The organism is Diplocloster modestus (assembly GCF_019042245.1).
In the GTDB taxonomy this organism is placed as follows: Bacteria; Bacillota; Clostridia; order Lachnospirales; family Lachnospiraceae; genus Diplocloster; species Diplocloster modestus.
Map to the genome: position 1 here is coordinate 368,935 of NZ_JAHQCX010000003.1, position 17,278 is coordinate 386,212.

Annotated in this window: 17 protein-coding genes; 1 reads left to right on the forward strand and 16 read right to left on the reverse strand. The window is 51.7% G+C overall.

Annotation, left to right across the window (positions count from 1 at the left end; translation table 11 throughout):
- Positions 1–8: 8 nt before the first annotated feature.
- The 7 genes from KTH90_RS06720 to KTH90_RS06750 form a co-directional block, all read right to left on the reverse strand.
- Entirely contained in the window at positions 9–1,757 is a 1,749-nt protein-coding gene (locus KTH90_RS06720) for an ABC transporter ATP-binding protein (protein WP_227123561.1), read from the reverse strand.
- Positions 1,758–3,542, reverse strand: coding sequence for an ABC transporter ATP-binding protein (locus tag KTH90_RS06725; RefSeq protein WP_238726519.1), 1,785 nt, complete (start codon positions 3,540–3,542; stop codon positions 1,758–1,760). It lies immediately after the preceding gene.
- Positions 3,543–3,557: 15 nt separating this feature from the next.
- Positions 3,558–5,024 (reverse strand): ABC transporter ATP-binding protein, encoded by a 1,467-nt coding sequence (locus KTH90_RS06730; protein WP_238726520.1) that lies wholly within the window; start codon positions 5,022–5,024, stop codon positions 3,558–3,560.
- A 1-nt stretch (position 5,025) separates the two neighbouring features.
- Positions 5,026–5,799: an energy-coupling factor transporter transmembrane component T family protein gene (locus tag KTH90_RS06735; protein WP_071698925.1), complete on the reverse strand. Its 774-nt coding sequence runs from the start codon at positions 5,797–5,799 to the stop codon at positions 5,026–5,028.
- 115 nt (positions 5,800–5,914) lie between these two features.
- A complete protein-coding gene (locus KTH90_RS06740; RefSeq protein ID WP_044940852.1) occupies positions 5,915–6,517 on the reverse strand; it encodes an MptD family putative ECF transporter S component in 603 nt (200 codons plus the stop codon).
- A gap of 128 nt (positions 6,518–6,645) precedes the next feature.
- Positions 6,646–7,377: an AraC family transcriptional regulator gene (locus KTH90_RS06745; RefSeq protein ID WP_330655945.1), complete on the reverse strand. Its 732-nt coding sequence runs from the start codon at positions 7,375–7,377 to the stop codon at positions 6,646–6,648.
- Positions 7,378–7,766: 389 nt separating this feature from the next.
- Positions 7,767–8,327, reverse strand: a complete 561-nt coding sequence (locus KTH90_RS06750; protein ID WP_238726521.1) for an SLOG family protein — start codon at positions 8,325–8,327, stop codon at positions 7,767–7,769.
- Between the two features lie 127 nt (positions 8,328–8,454).
- Here KTH90_RS06750 and KTH90_RS06755 point away from each other — a divergent pair, with 127 nt between their 5' ends.
- Complete coding sequence (locus KTH90_RS06755; RefSeq protein WP_009257986.1) at positions 8,455–8,790, forward strand: helix-turn-helix domain-containing protein; 336 nt, start codon at positions 8,455–8,457, stop codon at positions 8,788–8,790.
- A 33-nt stretch (positions 8,791–8,823) separates the two neighbouring features.
- Here KTH90_RS06755 and KTH90_RS06760 read toward each other — a convergent pair whose 3' ends face one another.
- The 9 genes from KTH90_RS06760 to KTH90_RS06800 form a co-directional block, all read right to left on the reverse strand.
- Positions 8,824–9,237 (reverse strand): hypothetical protein, encoded by a 414-nt coding sequence (locus KTH90_RS06760; protein WP_009257985.1) that lies wholly within the window; start codon positions 9,235–9,237, stop codon positions 8,824–8,826.
- Positions 9,238–9,242: 5 nt separating this feature from the next.
- Positions 9,243–10,154, reverse strand: coding sequence for a ParM/StbA family protein (locus KTH90_RS06765; RefSeq protein WP_238726522.1), 912 nt, complete (start codon positions 10,152–10,154; stop codon positions 9,243–9,245).
- Positions 10,155–10,349: 195 nt separating this feature from the next.
- Complete coding sequence (locus KTH90_RS06770) at positions 10,350–10,682, reverse strand: hypothetical protein (RefSeq protein ID WP_044940839.1); 333 nt, start codon at positions 10,680–10,682, stop codon at positions 10,350–10,352.
- A gap of 292 nt (positions 10,683–10,974) precedes the next feature.
- On the reverse strand, positions 10,975–11,214 hold the full coding sequence (locus KTH90_RS06775) for a hypothetical protein (RefSeq protein WP_238726523.1): 240 nt from the start codon (positions 11,212–11,214) through the stop codon (positions 10,975–10,977).
- 2 nt (positions 11,215–11,216) lie between these two features.
- Complete coding sequence (locus KTH90_RS06780; protein WP_238726524.1) at positions 11,217–11,753, reverse strand: hypothetical protein; 537 nt, start codon at positions 11,751–11,753, stop codon at positions 11,217–11,219.
- A 22-nt stretch (positions 11,754–11,775) separates the two neighbouring features.
- Entirely contained in the window at positions 11,776–12,408 is a 633-nt protein-coding gene (locus tag KTH90_RS06785) for a hypothetical protein (protein ID WP_050001706.1), read from the reverse strand.
- Between the two features lie 14 nt (positions 12,409–12,422).
- Positions 12,423–14,882, reverse strand: a complete 2,460-nt coding sequence (locus KTH90_RS06790; protein WP_238726525.1) for a hypothetical protein — start codon at positions 14,880–14,882, stop codon at positions 12,423–12,425.
- Entirely contained in the window at positions 14,879–16,993 is a 2,115-nt protein-coding gene (locus tag KTH90_RS06795; RefSeq protein ID WP_238726526.1) for a hypothetical protein, read from the reverse strand. Before KTH90_RS06795 ends, KTH90_RS06790 begins: the two co-directional genes overlap by 4 nt.
- Before the next feature lie 13 nt (positions 16,994–17,006).
- Positions 17,007–17,237: a hypothetical protein gene (locus KTH90_RS06800; protein WP_238726527.1), complete on the reverse strand. Its 231-nt coding sequence runs from the start codon at positions 17,235–17,237 to the stop codon at positions 17,007–17,009.
- Positions 17,238–17,278 lie beyond the last annotated feature (41 nt).

A 17,278-nucleotide genomic window follows, 5' to 3' on the forward strand; every position in this document is an offset into this window, starting at 1 on the left:
CCTCTCCATCAAGACAGGCTCCAACCGGCAGAGTTCATACGGATACGGACGAAATCCTGATAAATACCGGGTTGTTCCATCAATTCCTCATGTGTGCCATGCTGCGAGATATGTCCGTCACTGATGACCAAAATCTGGTCGGCGTTCTGGATGGTATTCAAACGGTGGGCAATGACCAGCAGGGTCTTACCCTTTACCAGTTCGGAGATAGCCTCCTGAATATAGCTCTCATTGTCAGTGTCCACGCTGGCGGTCGCCTCGTCCAAAATTACAATGGGAGCGTCTTTCAGAATACACCGGGCGATGGAAATGCGCTGTTTCTCACCGCCGGAGAGGGTTGCGCCGCCCTCTCCCACCACAGTCTGAAATCCATCGGGCAGAGCCATGATGAAATCGTAGCAGCGGGCTTTCCTCGCCGCCGCATAGACCTCCTCCTCGGTGGCGTCTGGCTTGCCCATACTGATGTTGTTATAGATCGTGTCCTGGAAGAGATACACGCGCTGGAAGACCATGCTGATGTGATCCATCAGTTCCGCGAGGGGGACTTGCCGGGTGTCCACGCCACGGATGGCAACACTGCCGCTTTTCACATCCCACAGCCGGGCCAGCAGATTGGCAATGGTGGATTTGCCGCCGCCAGAGGGCCCCACAAGAGCGGTCATGCTATTTGGGCGCATAGAGAAGCTGATGTGGTGCAGCACCTCCTTGTCCTGATAGGCAAAGGCCACATCATTGAACTGCACCTCCGGCTGGCCTGGCTGCGCTTGAGCCGGGATGTGCTGTTTCCCTGTGTCCGGGAGCTCCGGCTCTTCCAATACAGCCTCAATGCGGTCCAGGGCGGCGTTCATCACGGTCAGGCGGGACGCCTCGCCATAGAGCGCCTTGAGCGGCCCGAACAGGTCAAAGACGAACAGGAGGACGCCCAGCACATAGGCCAGAGAAAGAACTCCGCTCCGCTCCAGAAAGACCGACAGGCCAAAAATCGCGGCAATCCCGATTCCATAAAGGATATTCAGCCCCATGGTCCACGGAGTCATCTTCCGCTCAAAGGCAAGGGATGTATTTCTGGACCGCTTGAAATTGCCGGTCAGTTCTTCCGACTTCTCGCCCAGCAGGTTATAGCTCTTGATGACCCCGATGCCCTCTACAAAGGACAGCACCGCGTCCGTCAGCCGTTCGCTCTGCTCCTGACGGCCAGCGGCTTCCCGCAGGGAAACTTTGTTCATCCCTCTGGAAACCAGCCACGCCAGGATGGTCACAAGGGCCGCGATCAGGCCCAGCTGCCAATTCAGATAGCACATAAACGCCAGCAGAACCAGGGAGGACAGCAGATAGCTCATCATGTTGCCCAGCGTGCTCATGGCGACTTCTTCGATAAACACCATGTCGGTGCTGAGGACAGAACTGATTTTGCCGATATTGCCGGAGGTGAAGTAGCCCATGGGCAGTTTCCGCAGGTGTCCGCCCAGCTCCATGCGCTTCTCGGCAAACATCAGGTAGCCCGCCGCACTCTGGAGGCTGTCGCTGAGATAGTGGACCAGCATCTGCACCAACACGGCCGCCGCGAGGCCAAGGCCCACATAGAGGCAGGTCTGCCCGGTCAGTGTTCCGGCGGCAAAGCCGCTCAATACCACAAAGGCCAGGAAGATTGGCATTTTGGACAAGATTGATTCCACAAATGCACAAACAAATGCTCCTTGAATCCGTCCTTTATATGGACCGGCAAGTTTCAAAATCCTTGAAAACAGTGCAAACATTTAGTTCCCCTCCTTTGCGGTATGTATGTTCCATTCGGCGCTGTCCTGGGCCGCCTTCCACAGCTTTTGATATTCCGGGCAGGACTGGATCAGGTCCTGATGCTTTCCTGCCGCAACCAGTTTGCCGTGGTCTACGACGCAGATTTGGTCGGCGTTCATAATAGCAGGCAGCTTATGGGCGATAACAACCAGAGTCTTGCCCTTCACCAGCTCCGCAATCGCCGCCTCCATCTTCTCCTCGTTCTCGGGGTCAGCGTAGGCGGTGGCCTCGTCAAGCACCACAATAGGGGCGTCCTTCAGGATGGCACGGGCCAGAGAAATACGCTGGCGCTGACCGCCGGAGAGCATCTTGCCCGCATCCCCCGCCATGGAGTGGATACCTTGGGGCAGCTTCTCCAAAAACTCCATACACTGGGCTTTTCGCGCCGCCTCCAGGACCTCCTCATCGGTAGCGTTCAACCGTCCAATGCGGATATTCTCCAGCAGAGAGGTGTTGAACAGGTATTGATCCTGCGCCACATAGGAAATACGGCTGTTCAGCGCCTCCAGGCTCATGTCACACAGTTTCTGTCCGCCGATGGAGATGCTGCCTTTCTGCGGGTCATAGTAGTGGATCAACAGCTTTGCCAGAGTGCTCTTGCCCGAGCCGGACTCTCCCACCAGGGCCGTTTTCTGTCCGGCCTTGGCCGTAAAGCTGATGTCGTGGAGCACTTCATCCTCCACCACCATGGGCTTTCCGTCCGGGCCGGGCTGTGTCTTGGTGTAGCCAAAGGAAACATGGTCATAAACGATGGTATCATCCTTGCCGTGGAAGCTGTCCGGCGTCTGCTGAAGCTCCGGCGCATCCAAAACCTGCTCCAGCGCAGAAATCTTGTAGTTGAGCTGGGGCATGGTGGGCAGGAAGCCCAGGGATTTGAGGAGCGGCATCCCGATGCTCAGGGAGAGGCACAGCACCAAAATCAGGTCTGGCAGAGCCGACCAGCCGGCGAAGACAAACCACGCCCCCAGCGGCAGAGTCAAAATCACAGTGCAGGGAAGGAGGCTGCTGTAAATTGCCATCCAGGGCCATGCCGCCTTGTACCAAGCCAAGGTGTAATCCCGGTAATCCGAAACATCCTTGCGAAACCGCTCATAGGAGTCCGCGTCCTTGTTGAATACCTTGACGACCTCCATGCCGTTGATGTACTCAATGATGGTGTTGTTCATCTTCTGGCCGGCCATATAGTAGGGGCCCATTTTCTTCATGCCCACCGAGTACATGGTCATCATGGCGATCAGGCTGATGGGGATGGAGGCCAGGGACAGCAGCGCCAGCTTCCAGTCCACAAAAAACATAGCCACATAGACCGCGATTGGGACCATCAGGTTTGCGATCCCCTCCGGCATGGAGTGGGCCAGCAGGACCTCCAAACTGTCCACATCATCGACAAACAGCTTTTTGACCGTGCCGGTGCCCTTGTCCTGGATCACGCCCAGGGGCAGCTTCTCAAACCGTTTTTGCAGGGCAGTCCGCAGCCGGAGCAGCGTGTCATAGGCGGCCTTGTGCGAAAGATTGAGCCCCCAGCCATAGAGAACAGCCTGCAAGACCAGGCACACCAGCACCAAAACCACCCGCAGGATGAGAAAAGAAGCGTCAAGTTCCGCCCCCATCACCAGCGGAGCAATTACCTGGTAGGCCAGCACAAAGGGCAGGACGCCCATCAAAACGCTGACCAGCACTACCGCTGTGGCCGCATAGAGGCCCTTTTTATGCGGCCCCGCGTATTCAAATACCTTTTGAAACATGATAACAACCTCCCATCAATGAAAATACTGCTCCGACAGAGCTTTCAATATCTGCGGCGTGAGCCGGTGATTTTGAACGGCCCCCTGGTCGTCCAGCTGGACCACCTCCGTACAGGTCCGGACGATAAACTCAAAGTCGTGAGAGACCACAAACACGATCACGCCGGAAGCGGACAACTGCTCAATCAGGCGGCTGACCCGCACCATGGAGTCATAGTCCAGGCCGCTGGTGGGCTCGTCAAAATAGATCACTGGGCTGTCCTTGACGATGGCCGCGCCAATGGTGACCCGCTGTTTCTGCCCGCCGGAGAGGGCCGCCGGGTGCTGCTCCCGGTATTCGGACAGCTCCAGCGCCTCCAGCGCGGCGTCCACCTTCTCTTTGCAGTCCTCCCGAATCCCAAGAGAGAGTTCTTCCTCCACACTGCTGGCAAAGAGCTGGTAATCCGTGTCCTGCATGACCAAATAGGACAGCGCCCGGCGCTGGCGTGGGGTGAGCTTTCTGCCGTCAAAGGTGATCTCGCCGTTCCGCTGCTTCAAGAGGCCGGTCAGGATGGACAAGAGGGTGGTCTTGCCCGCTCCGTTGTGGCCCAGGATGCCGATCACATCCCCGGCGTGAGCTTCAAAGCTGACATTCCGAAACACCTCCTGCTCTTTGGGGTAGGCGAAGGAAAGGCCCTGTACGCACAGCAGGTGTTTCCCTGTGGGGCGGCGTTCTTTCTCCTGATAATGCTCCGCATCTCGCTCCGGATATGCAGTTCGCAGCCCATAGGATATGCGCGTTTCCTCCGGTAAGGAACAGAACTGCTCCCTTGTAAATTCCTGTTCGATTTTCCCGTTTTGTATGAGAAATACCCGGTCGATGAAATCACGCAGATAGTAAAAGCGGTGCTCCACCACAAAGATGGTGTATCCGTCCCGCTTCAATTTTCCCATAATCTCCGCAAGCCGTTTGGTGGCCGCATAATCCAGATTTGCGGAGGGCTCGTCGAAGATATAGACCTTCGGTGAAAGCGCATAGACCGAGCCCACGGCGATCTGCTGCTTCTCTCCGCTGGACAGGGCAAAGATACTCCGGTTTAGGTAGTCCGCCAGTTCCAGATCCTTTGCGGCTTTTGCGATGCGGTCAATGGTTTCCTCACGGGGGAGGCCCACATTTTCACAGCCAAAGGCCAGCTCCCGCGTGGTGTCCGTCATGAAGAACTGGGAGCGCGGGTCCTGAAATACCGTCCCCACCTGCCCGGCCAGCTGTGCGGGCTTCATTTCCAGCAGAGAATGTCCATCCATCACAAGGTCGCCCTGTATCTCACCGGGATAAAAGTGCGGGATCAGGCCGTTGAGGGAGCGGATCAGCGTGGTCTTGCCACAGCCGCTTCGCCCGGTCAGGAGGACAAATTCGCCGGTCTGTACCGTCATATCAATGCCCCGGAGGGTAAAGTCCTTGCTCTCCTCATAGCGAAAGCTGAAATTCTGAAACGAGATCATGTCATACCCTCCACAAGATGATTTCCCCGATTCGGGTCTGGTCCAGGAACAGCAGCGCCGCCAGAAAGACAACGCCCAGCAGGGACACCAGGACCTCCGGCCAGGAGAAGCGGATGGGGCGCAGGGCGTACCGTTTGCACTCCAGCTCCAGCCCCCGGGTGGTGCCGGAGGCCGCCAGCTCGTCCGTGACCTTCAGGCACCGCATCAGCAGGGGAATTAAAATATACTCAATGGTGGCAAGAGGATGAGATACCCGTTTCCACAAGGTATCGCTGATCCCCCGGATGTCCATGGTGCTGCGGATCTGCCTGTATTCAATCCGCAGGGTGGGGATATAGCGGAACATGACCACCAGCGGGATCGTCACCGCCTGGGGAAGCCGCATCCGCTGGAGCGCCACCATCAGGTCGTCCATATAGGTGGTCCGCAAAATCCAAAGGCCCATCATCACAATGGGAATCAGCTTCAAAAGCGTCACGCCGAACACGCTCATAATCACGCTCAGTACCGGCACCTGCACATAGCGGAGCAGGGCGTTGAGATAGGCAACGATGATGTAGACCACAATCATCTTCAAGGCCCACTTTCCGCCGTTCCCCACGGCAATAAACAGGCCATACACCAGCATGAGCGCAAGGCTGACCACCTCCCCAGCCAAAAAGTAACTGACAAACCCGATACAGACCAGAAGTAAAATCTTGCAGCGGGGATCTAACAGTGCCGATCCATGAAGGGGCTGCTGTTCAATGATTTGTTTGATTTGTGATTCTTCCATTCCAATGCCTCCCTATCCAAATCAAAGCGCGGGGCCATTTTCAGCCCCGCGCCCTGAGATCAGGCAGCCCGCTTGCCTGCGCTTGTCTGATTGACTGCCGAGGGGCTGTGCCTTGTTATTTGACTGAAACGAGCCCTGCCTTTATAAAGTGCTTCTTCAAAGCCTTCTGCCCAATCACGGCGCCAATCAGTCCACCTACCAAACCGGCCGCAACGATGACCACCAGCATGGGGACGGAGGTGATATTCAGCATCCCGTCTATGTATTCCTGGGCAATGTTGTTCTTCTCCATGGCTCCCACAAAGGCGCTCTGGAGGAACTTGATGGGGCAGATGGCGCTGAAGGCAAAAATGGCGCTGAACAGGGCGTAGGCCACGGTCATGGACTTCATGGTGATTTCTTTCCGGCCCATGACCAGGAAATCGCAGATCACACCGCCAATCACCAAGCCGATGGGGATAAACCAGAAAGCGCCCACCAGCAGGAACAGGATAGCCTGGATTGCGGAGCAGATGGTGAAAACGCCCTTTTTCGGTACCTTTGCCAGTAAGAGCATCATCACGATGCCATTGGGGATCGCGACAACGGATGGATAGAACACATTGGTCACTGGGCCGGCCACACTCATAATGGTGCTGATAATCATGCAGATGATCCACATGAGGGCGGTCAGGACGCCAATCAGGATAAAATCTTTCGCATTCAACTTCTGTTTCATGCTTTCCCTCCTCTAAACAACAATATGCGTTGAGGTTAGCACTTACTAACCTCAACGCATATTGTATCAGTTATGTCTTTCTAATTCGACCCAAAACCTGCCCATTTTCACCCAAAAGCAGTTAAAGGTCACTGCTTTGTATGGTTGAAGCGTGTCTCCCTGTAATGTTTGGGTGCAACACCGTATTTTTTCTTGAAGGCCGCCGCAAAGTTGCTCGGTTTTCCATACCCTACAATCGCAGCGACCTCCCCCACATTCCAGTCTCCGTCCAGCAGCAGCTGCGCCGCCTGTGTCAACCGCTGCTCAATAACATATTGATGGATCGGCATACCGTAGAAGGAAGAAAATCCCCGTGTCAGCTTGGTCAGACTCAGATGTACCTGTTGAGACAATTCTTCACAAGAGGGGGCAAAGGCGAGCTGGCTGTCGATGATCCGTTTCGCTTCCATGATGGCAGTCCGCTCCGTCCGGGACATGGAAATATTTTTGCCCATCAGAATGTCCAATTCCAAAACTTCTCCCAGATAGATGGACAGCAGCTCCAACAGTTTGCCGTCCAAATAGAGATAGCCCAGCCCCCCGCGGTATTGAGAAAATTTGCTTGTTTCCGACAGTATTTGCTCCATAATTGGTGTGACAGAGACTTTGGCAATACCATTCAGGAGCTTCTTTTCATAGACTGTAATTTCCTGTCCGTCAAAGTAATCAGCAAGGAGTTGTGAAAAGTAGGGAATTGGGATTTTAATGCTTTTGAATGAGAAGTTACTGTCTTTTTTGTAGCAGATATATTCTGTGCCATCATGTCCAGCATAGATACAAGACTCATTTTTCTGTATAGTAATAGAACGATTCTCATTCATTATCCCCCATGAAATTCCATCATTCAGGCAGAAAATGATTTGCATATATTCTCCACTAACAGGACCCTGCACATTCATATCGGATTGATAGCACATTTTCCAGTCTGAGAGGATAACGCCGTGCTTGATTTTTGTTTGAGAAATTTGGCCTTGCCCGACTTCTGAAGGAATGTCCATAGTGATTGTCTGAGGGGTATTGGTTATCAAATCGTTATAAAGATTGGTAAGATATAGACTGCTATGTGACATAACCCACCTCTTTCTAACTCGTTCAAGTTAGCTATCGCTAATCAGATGATACCCGATTTTTCCTCGACAGTCAAGGTGGCTTCGTATTACCAAAACCGCACACCTTTTTAGTTTTTTGGAGAAACAGTAACATATTTTGCCTAATCCGTATGCCTCTCTCTGTAATGATCTACTATGTTTATAATTCCTGTGTCTGGATGAATCAACACTATTGACAAGTTTCTTTTTTCAGCGATCCCTATCGCTGTCTCCACTCCGCTGTAATGTTTCGGATCATTATCATAAACAGCTACAACATAGTCGGCCTGCCCCATCATATATTCCGTGCGTTTTTTATACCCTTCGGCTCCTGGGTGTTCTGATCCCACCAGCACCTTGGCACAGCCCTCTCGGAGTTTTCGTTGCCGTGCCTGGCTCTTTGGGTCCCATCGGACATCATGTCCGGGGAAGGGGCAGATCATCACAACATCCAATTCCCGATATTCTACCTGGTGCTGCATATCCAACAGGATTTCGCCTGCCCACATGTCTACTCCCAGAGCGCCCCCAACGAAAAAGCAGCGCACACCGCGCTGGTAAAGTGACACAAATACATCATGCATCCGCTTTTTTATGCGCTTGCATGAGGTCATATATTCATTGTATTTGAATTTGAAGCGGGTAGGGTGTTGACCAATCACCGCACACGAACATATTTTCACTTGTTTTTCCTCCAAATTTTTCGTCTTACGATCATTATATATGCTATGGTTGATTAAACTCAACCATAGTCGCTTAATTTTTCATGCTATAGTGGATAAAATGTAACTATAGTATGGAGGATTGCGAATGAGTGAGCTTTTGAAAGAAATGGGCCAGCGGATTCTAGAGCGAAGAAAACAATTAAATATGACACAGGAGACTTTGGCAAATTTGACGCATCTCACATCGCAAACCATCTCGTATGCGGAAATGGGGCAAAAAGCGATGCGCCCGGAAACCATGCTGAAGATCTGTGAAGCACTTGGCATCAGCGCAGACTATTTACTGCGTGGTAAAATTCTTGAAGCAGACACTTCGTTGCTCCAGCAGAAGATTTCCACATTGACACCCAGCCAATACCGCCACTTGGAACAGATTATCGATCACTTTATTGCTGCCATACAGGAAAAGGAAGAGGTATGAGAGTCGGCACAGCTTCGCTCCCATACCTCTTTTTTAGCCATTTCTACGGAAAGCCGCCATGGTGCTGGCGATCAGATTACGGGTCATATCATCAACTTCGGATGCTCCCTCTGATGGCTCTGTCGTCTGTTCCTGCGGCGGCAGGGCTATTTTATTTTTCTTTGGAGGAGAGGATTCCCCGGTCGAAACTGCCTTATCCGAAGCCTGCTCATCCTGACGCATAATTTCTCGCACTATCGCTTCAATGGCCGCACGGTCAATGGCTGGCACTTTTAACGGCTGCGGATCGTCAGAAAAATGAGTGTTATAGTACACAAGCGCATTTGCAATATACTGGGCTTTACTGTGGGGCGGTTGTAGTTCCAGCAGTTCAACTGCGGCCCGCTGCACTGGGTCACCGATATTGAACCGCAGGGAGAAGCGCCCCCTTTCTTTTTTGGCCGTCATAATTGTCACCTGCCCACTGTTTCAAGTCGGTACAGGTATTCAAATCCAGCTGCATTGGCGTTGATGTTTGTGACGAACAGAGGCGTTCCCACCTTGCCAGAATCCTCGATCTGCCGGCGCAGCAGGATAGCACCGCCGCCCACAAACACCACTTTACAATAGCGCAAATCCAACATCCGCTCTCGTAGAGTGCTGAACAGGTCGTTGACAAACTCCTGCGCCAGTCGTTCCACGAGCTGTACGGCCTCGGCCGGGTACTGTGTCCGTCTGCCCATGAGGATGGCATCCACATCGCCCTCATCCAACAGCAAATCCAACTCTGCATTTCCTCTGGACCTGATTTTATTGTATAACAGGATAACGCCGTTTTCCAGCGAATCGCAGGAAGCGAGGTCGGCTTTTCCGTTTTTCAACAACAGATAATCCGCTGTAAAGCCTCCAATATCCAATACGACTGCCTTTGGGTCATCCAACAGGGCGTGCAGCATTGTGGCCGCAGCTGCGTATGCCTGGGGATAGCAGGCCACATCCTCAATGCTGATGGTGTAGTGTTTGTCTCCATACATAAACTCAACAAGCCCGCGGCCTTGAAAGTAGGCGGTGAATTTCTCTGCTTGAGAGCCAAAATGTGCCGGGGGCAGACCAACAGCCAACTGGATGTGCTGCTGTTCTTTTTCACCAATTCCCCGGGCGGTTATCTCTTCTGCAATAGCAATCAGTGTAAGGACAAAAAATCGGTCATCCTCCGTCTTATCCTTGTGGAACGGAATACGCTCATTGGACAGTGTGTAATAAGTACCACAGTATTGCAGGCTCTGGCCGAACGGCCGGGTCAGACTCTGCTGCAGTCCAGACACAAAGGGCTCGCCATGAACGGTTTTGATTTGTTTGTTGCCATGATCGACACCAATTAACATAGATAATTGCCTCCTTTTTTGCTTTATACATATCCTTTACGCCTGTATGACGCCTTTCTCAACAAAAAAGCAGGAAAGTTTTTATCTACAACGGTATCATCGAAAAATCAGGGGCGTGGAATAGTCGGCCTGCACCATAAAAAGCAGCATCGTCCTGATACATTCGAGGCGATGCTGCTTTTCTATCAAAACTGTTTAGCTTTCAACTTCCACATGGAGCTGGCTGGCGACTTCCTCTACCGACATACCATTTTTCATTGCCAGCTTCACAATCTCTTGAATTTTCTGCTTTTTCGTCTTACGGGGCTTTCGGGGAGCCTTGGGAGCAAGGATCTCCTGCTTTTTTGCCTCCAGAGATTTGATGCGTTCCTTTGCTGCGGTGATCTTCGCATCGTACTCTTCTACAACAGTTTTCTTTTTCTCCTCCAGCTCATTGATGGACTGATTTATCTTCGTGATTTTTTCATCCAGTTCATTCGCTCTCTCTTGCGGGGTACGGCGCTGACGCTTGTTCTCGGCTTCTGCCATTTTAAGATCACCTTTCCTTTGTGCATAAATAAGATGTGCGTATGGTAAAAGAGTACCACACAGCATATCAAAACACAAGAAGATGAGGTCGAAGTATAATAGAAAATTGAGACCAAAAGAGCATACGGCCGTCCGATTATGAAATACCGTAAAATGATTTCGCTTGATTTGACACGGGCCATGTCAGCCCCAAAAAGAAGGGCCGGGTAGAGGAATTTTCCTCCGCCCGGCCCTGTTACGAATTTACACGGATTCTGCCCTATGCTTTTAATAAGGGCAGACAAAGCACTTTTCAGTCATCCGTCTTAATCAGGATATAAAAACTGTCGCCGGCATCGCGGGCTTCTTCTCTGCGCCAGTCCTCTCTATAGGGAAGACTATAGAAGCCGCATATATAGCGAACATCATCGTTATTCACTCCCGTTTGGCCCAAAGAGCCGAAACAGTGGATCACACAATCTCCATCCTCATTTCGACGCTCCGGAAGCCTGAAGCGGCCAGCGAGTTTCCTGTGGACTTTGCTCCAATCCATTGTTAAACCTCCCATTGGCCGCGGCCGATAAGCACCGCTTTCTTTCCTGCCTTTTCCGGGATCGGAAGTTCAATGCGCATATTTGCGCCGTCACCTTCGACTTTCCCCTTCGGCAGAACATATCGCGCAAAACACTCCCACTGGGGTTGTCTATAACGGCCAGTCAGTCCGCAGAGCCCGCTGGCAGCCGACCACTGGTTGCACTCGCTGCACGGGAAGCAGACTTTCCTCTCGTCCTGGTATGCCTGTGTGGCCTTGTTGTCCGCCACCAGGCGCTCAAAACGCTGGATCAGTTCTTCCTCATCGGTGACAATATAGAAAAAGTTCCCATAATGCAGAAACCGCCCCGAAATTACCGTGCAGCCCTGATAAGCCTGACGATCTTCTGACCGCTGCCACTCCGGCTTCCGATTTACAAAATTCCCGTACCACTCATAGATCGGGTCCAATGTGTACTGCTCAAACAGCGGATAAAGCCGTTCCAGCGTCTCTATTGGCTCCCATCCCCAGAAGCCGCCATTTATTTTAATGATCGTCATGGTATGTACCTCCCTGTTATAATTAGGTGTGGACGCTGTACTGGGCTTTCTGCAGGTTATCCGCACCATGCAGGATGATGCCGCCGCAGATTCCCGTGCCCCGGGGCGTGACCTCTTCAAAGAAGAAGCTGTACGGCGCACCGTCATCATAAATGAGGATCTTCTCCGCATCCCGCCACTGGAAATGGTGTTCCAGAGTTTTCCCCAGCTTGTGCCGCAGGAGCGGCCGCTGGGCGATTTGATGGAGATTCTGCCTGCTGTGAAATTCAAAGCGGCGGGTCACCTTCTCCGGCACGGAGAGCTGGCTCCAGTTCCATCCGGCCATATCCGTCCCGGCCTCCACACACTCGTGGAAGCGGCGGTAGGGCAGCCGCACCCACTCCTCATAGCCGCGCAGGCTGTCCGCACCGGCGCTTTGCAGCCAGGAAAAGCGGATCACCAGCATCTCGCCGTCCAGTGCCCGTGTGAGCCGAAGGGCGGCATAGCAGCCGCAGTCAGCCACGATAATCTGACGCCCCGGCTCCCGCTCCAACTGCTCCAGCGTATCACGCAGGATTGCAAAGCGGTACGGGGATTTATGCCTCCGGGATATGGTGTGGAGATACAGCAGTTCTTCACTGCAGGATACTTTTACCAAAACACTGTCAAACATCATAAAGAAACCTCCTGTCATGCCGCATGGGCTCGGTCCAGTGCGGCCCGTTCTACCAAAAACGATTCTTGCTTATACTGTTCCTCTGCCAAAGTCACTGCAGCGCCTCCCAGAGAATCAAGATACTGGCGCCCATTTTTGGACTTTGAGATGTAGATATAGATTGGGGCGCTGACATACCGCCCACTGGGATAGCATCCGCGATACTGATTTGACAGCACCGCAACTGCGTCGAGTTCTTCCGCTTTCTGCGTTGCCAGTGCCACTACCATTTCTTTTGCCGCCGTCTCTTCACTTTTCTTCAATCCAGAGGTATAAATGTGTTCCAGAAACAGCACCAGCTTCTCACTGTATGCGTGACTGCCTGTGGGAACATCTTCTTTGGACAGATCAGCAAATTCAAAATTGAGCGTTGATGGCTGCTGGAAAGAGCCTTTCGTCAGCCGGAGACACGCCCGTGCTACTACGCTCTCGTCTTTGTAAACCAGAATGATTTTTTTGTTGCTATCGAATGCGGCCAAAAGGCAGTCCCTCTGGCTGCCCTGATAGCAGGATAAGCAGGTAAAGTGCGGAAGCTCGCCCATGCGGATTGTGTGGTAAAAATCATCCACCTCTTTCGCCATAAGGCCCAGTCTGGTCAAAGAGAGATTCTGTTTCCAGACATCTTCCCGCGCCTCTTGAATTGGGTAATGGATTTCCTGCTTCAAATCACCAGCAAAGTATTTCAGTTTATAGAACTGGCCCATCAGCTCTGCCTGTACAATACGCCGGAGCGCCTCGCAGTTTTTTTCACTTTCGTTCCTATACTGCAATTCGTTATACAGCGGGCGGACCATCGAGCTGCCGCCCCGGAGCAGGAAATTCACAATCCCCGGCTGATACTCGCGGACGAACTCCTCGGAAAATCCCATGTTTTCTTTCAGATAGGCCCAATTCTGATCGGTAACCAGTATTGAGCCGCACACCTGACTCCAGTTTGAAAAGCCTGTGATCTTGGAAGCGTTGCTGACCGCGAAAACCGCATCCGCCTCTGCCCGAAATTCCGGGATAAATGCCTGAATCTCCGGATAGTGCTGCAGCATAAGCATTGCAGTCTGCCGCGTCAGTCCCCGGATGTGTCCGAAATCTTTCTCATACCAAGCTCCAAACGGCTTTTCCAGCAAGCATTGAGTTACCTGTTCCAGCGCCTCGTCTCCGATATTCTGGCTGACAAGATCCCGCTTTATCAGCTGCCGGATCGTGAGCATCCTCTGGTCCACGGAGAGCGGGGAGAGTTTGGCGTACAGTCTTACATATACTTCCTCTTGGTGCCACAACAGGCGCAGCTCCTCAAAGGTATATTGCTGGCCCTCTTCCAAAAGTTCAAAGTAGCTGGTTGTCCGTTCAATAGAATCACTGTCCTTTAAGTTCTTAACCGTCAGTGAATTGAGATTACAGCGTTCGCAGAAGCCACTCACAAATAAGAGCGAATACCGCCCCAGCGAGAAAAATAGTTCGCTGTTCTGATTCACCAGATTCAAAAAATGCTTTTTCTTGTGCTCCACCGCATAGATAAGGAGCTGGACTTGAAAATACTCTACTTGTTCAAAATTGATGTGAAGGCAGCCAGCGTAAAGGGCATTGAGATAACTCAGCCTGCTTTGCAGGATTTTCTGCCGCCGCTCTTTGCTGATGGGCAACAGCTGACTCAGCCACCATTCGACATCATATTGTCCGGCCCGGTTTTCCAGCCAGAGCGTCCAGAATTCCGATAAATCTTCCGCATCATACTCGAAGGCTTCCATCAGCCGGCGGAATTTTTCTACATCCGGCATTTGCAGCCATTTGAGATTTTTCAGACTGTCCGCATCCAGAAACAACTCCACTCCCCACACATAGTTCATCATCAGGATTTTCTGAAGGGGCAGATTCTGCTCCAACAGCTCTACAGCCTTCCGCTCATGGTCGTGCCAGTTGAATAGATAAGTGCCAAGAAACGGCAGACGCATCATTGAACGCTGATGTTCCGTCAGCGGAGAGATTTCCTGCCACTCCAGAACAGGGAAGGTATCCAGGTTGTCTGCGACGGCCTGCTCCTCTTCTTCATACCGCACCAGCGGCTGGTAGTGCTTCATGTACTCAAATTTCAGGGAAGGCTTGAGATTCAACTCCGCCGCCTCCAGCACCTGTTCCTTCGGATATTGGGACAAGTGCTCCTGATAGCTTCTTGCCGATTGGAGCATCGTATGGATGACAGATACCTCTACTCCATGTGCGCACAGGGCCTGATACAATTCTGCAAATTCTGGAACTTGAATCAATTCCCTCTGGATCTGCGTGGCTTCTTCCTTGCGGAGCTTCTCTTGCAGGCCCATATCTTCGATTTTTTTACAGGTTTGATCCAGTATTTCTTCTGGAAATTCTCCAGTGAAACGCAGCTGCAGCCCATCGCGCCCCATTCGGGACAACAAAGATAAATGCTTTTCCGCATAGATCATGCCGCAAGACCTCCCATCATTGTTCTTGCCATATTCAAAATTTTCTGTTCGTCTCCTGGATTGTATCGTGCCAAATCACCGCACAACTTGAAAAATTGTTCTAATTCGTCCGCTGCAAATGCCGCCGCGCAGCCCGCAGGCTGTTCCCGCAGCTTTTCGTACACCATATCCAGGGCTTCTTTCACATCCCTATCGTAATAGAAACTTTTTGTAAACTCTTTTAGAGAAGACATCGTACCGTCATAGGTCTGCTCCAACCGTTCGCATTTCTTCTGGTGCTCCTGCTCCCGGCGAAGGCGTTCCTCCCGTTCCGCTTTTTCAGCGTCGGCTTTTTGATCGGCTTCCAGCTCTTCCTTACTGTAGAATTTTTCCTTTAGATGGTCCGCACGGCCACCTGTGTACTTCCCGCTGGATAAAAGGCTTCGCAAAACGGACGCAAGCAGCCGCCTGTCGTATAGCCGCTGCACATCCGAATCTTGTAAAGCGCACCAGATAAACTCTTGATAGCATTTCGGCTCCATTTGGAAAAAAGAAGCCTCGATCCATTCAAAGAGCTGCCGATGCTGCTCTTCTGTCAGGAAAGAGCGTTTGATAAAAAGCTCATAATCTCTGCTGCTGTATCGATTACCCCTTACAAAAAGTTCATGAAAGAAAAACCGCTCCCCAAAAAACTTCTGGAGCTGCACTGGGGTGTATTTCTGCAGCAGACGCCGTACAAAACGGAAGCCCTGCCAGCTGGAGATATTCATGGCATACCCCAAGAGCAGTTTCATCGGCTGCGCAGAGGGGCCGTCTCCCTGATGCTGTTCAAAAAATTGCCACAGCCGGATTTCTTTTCTCTCTACCAGCAGGGCAAAAGCTCTATCGGAGGAACGATGCCATTCCTGAAAGCCATCACAGTAATCGACGCCCGTTAATTTCCGGTATCTCGCCAGCCATTGAACGATTGGCGTTTTTCCGCAAGAGCAGAGCATCTGATCTGTAAACAGCTCCCAGTAATCGCCTTGCGGCACTTCTTTTGCCAGAATATCGTACTGGGGGGCAAAGGCGTCAAAGCGATACGGGAATTCCTTTTTGATGGTTTTCAGCATCCAGATTATTGTCTGTGGTGCGGATGGTGTGAGTTCTTTTTTGACCGCCTCCCAGAGATTTGGATACCCATTGTATTGGACAGCAAACCTTTCATAGCGGCCAAACAACCATCCAACATAGGCATAGAGCCCTTCCGACAGCCCATCCGGTTGGTTTAAGAGCATTTGGCAGCACGCCGATGCGATTTTTTCTGCGGTGGTCCCGTTCCAGGAGATCCTGTCCCGGATTCTGTCTGCCCACACACAAAGGGAATTGGTCAGTATAATTTCCTCACCGCTGTAGCCGGCATCTGTCAGGATTGAAAACTCCCGGCTGTCCGGTTTCATGTTCATTCTGAAAAACTTCGTCAGTGTTCGCAAAACAAGATCTGACTTTCCGCGATACGACTTGATATACGGAGCATAATGCTGGACCAACCATTCCAGTACGCCGCAGTTTTCAGGCAGGGAAAGCGTGCGTTCTTTCCCCAGCAATCGGAGAAGCTGGCTGTGCATAGTGCGGTACCCTTCCTCCTGATCATCGAACAGAGACAGGACAAACAAGGCATCCTCGGTCTTGGCATATTCTGTGGCAGCCAGTTTATCCAGCAGGGCGTGTCGGCGGGGCATATCTGTTTCCAACAGATAAAGAGCCCCTTGCAGGTACACATCTCCATTGGAAGTCCGCCGGATCATCTGGAGAAAACTGCCGCGCTGATTTCCAACAAACATATTGTCTGACTGAAGCGCACGGGTTTTCCCCAGCGCCAGCGCCAACGCACGAATAATGCGGACATCTTTTCCCAGCTTCTCTTCAAACCGTTCCAGGACCTCGCCGGGGTAACGGAGGTTATATGCTTCAAAATAATTCTGTCCTTCTGCCTTTTGTTGCCAGATTTGCGTGTCCACAATATTTCGATAGATCTCCCAGGCTTTTTCTTCTTGAGAGGTGTGTACGACAAGATCTACAAACGCATAATACAGTTCAAGATCAATGACCTGTTGATATACCTTGTAGGCTGGCAGAAATTCGTTATTCATCTTCGCTCCCTCCTCACTTTGATTCGCTCCATCTACCTCCAGTAGAGTAATTCCACTCAATCGTTCCATCTTCATAACGGATAAGACCATGAGCCGTCAGAGTCCATCCATCAGAAGTTCTCTGCATCTGTGCGGTGGTATCGTTTAATAAGGACCTTTTTTCCACAGACAGACACAGATAACTCCTGTCATTTCGGTTTTGATAAACCTGCCCCACCTGCGGAACAAAGTAACTGCCTTTCATGCTGAACATCTCCTTTATTGATAAAGAAGGGGGAGGACCGC

Coding starts and splice junctions, on each gene's coding strand:
- KTH90_RS06775 (WP_238726523.1), bottom strand. CDS start 11,214: ATGGATTGGAGCAAAGTCCACAGGAAACTCGCTGGCCGCTTCAGGCTT.
- KTH90_RS06800 (WP_238726527.1), bottom strand. CDS start 17,237: ATGAAAGGCAGTTACTTTGTTCCGCAGGTGGGGCAGGTTTATCAAAAC.
- KTH90_RS06765 (WP_238726522.1), bottom strand. CDS start 10,154: ATGTTAATTGGTGTCGATCATGGCAACAAACAAATCAAAACCGTTCAT.
- KTH90_RS06760 (WP_009257985.1), bottom strand. CDS start 9,237: ATGACGGCCAAAAAAGAAAGGGGGCGCTTCTCCCTGCGGTTCAATATC.
- KTH90_RS06785 (WP_050001706.1), bottom strand. CDS start 12,408: ATGATGTTTGACAGTGTTTTGGTAAAAGTATCCTGCAGTGAAGAACTG.
- KTH90_RS06720 (WP_227123561.1), bottom strand. CDS start 1,757: ATGTTTGCACTGTTTTCAAGGATTTTGAAACTTGCCGGTCCATATAAA.
- KTH90_RS06790 (WP_238726525.1), bottom strand. CDS start 14,882: ATGATCTATGCGGAAAAGCATTTATCTTTGTTGTCCCGAATGGGGCGC.
- KTH90_RS06780 (WP_238726524.1), bottom strand. CDS start 11,753: ATGACGATCATTAAAATAAATGGCGGCTTCTGGGGATGGGAGCCAATA.
- KTH90_RS06725 (WP_238726519.1), bottom strand. CDS start 3,542: ATGTTTCAAAAGGTATTTGAATACGCGGGGCCGCATAAAAAGGGCCTC.
- KTH90_RS06730 (WP_238726520.1), bottom strand. CDS start 5,024: ATGATCTCGTTTCAGAATTTCAGCTTTCGCTATGAGGAGAGCAAGGAC.
- KTH90_RS06740 (WP_044940852.1), bottom strand. CDS start 6,517: ATGAAACAGAAGTTGAATGCGAAAGATTTTATCCTGATTGGCGTCCTG.
- KTH90_RS06755 (WP_009257986.1), top strand. CDS start 8,455: ATGAGTGAGCTTTTGAAAGAAATGGGCCAGCGGATTCTAGAGCGAAGA.
- KTH90_RS06795 (WP_238726526.1), bottom strand. CDS start 16,993: ATGAATAACGAATTTCTGCCAGCCTACAAGGTATATCAACAGGTCATT.
- KTH90_RS06745 (WP_330655945.1), bottom strand. CDS start 7,377: ATGAATGAGAATCGTTCTATTACTATACAGAAAAATGAGTCTTGTATC.
- KTH90_RS06770 (WP_044940839.1), bottom strand. CDS start 10,682: ATGGCAGAAGCCGAGAACAAGCGTCAGCGCCGTACCCCGCAAGAGAGA.
- KTH90_RS06735 (WP_071698925.1), bottom strand. CDS start 5,799: ATGGAAGAATCACAAATCAAACAAATCATTGAACAGCAGCCCCTTCAT.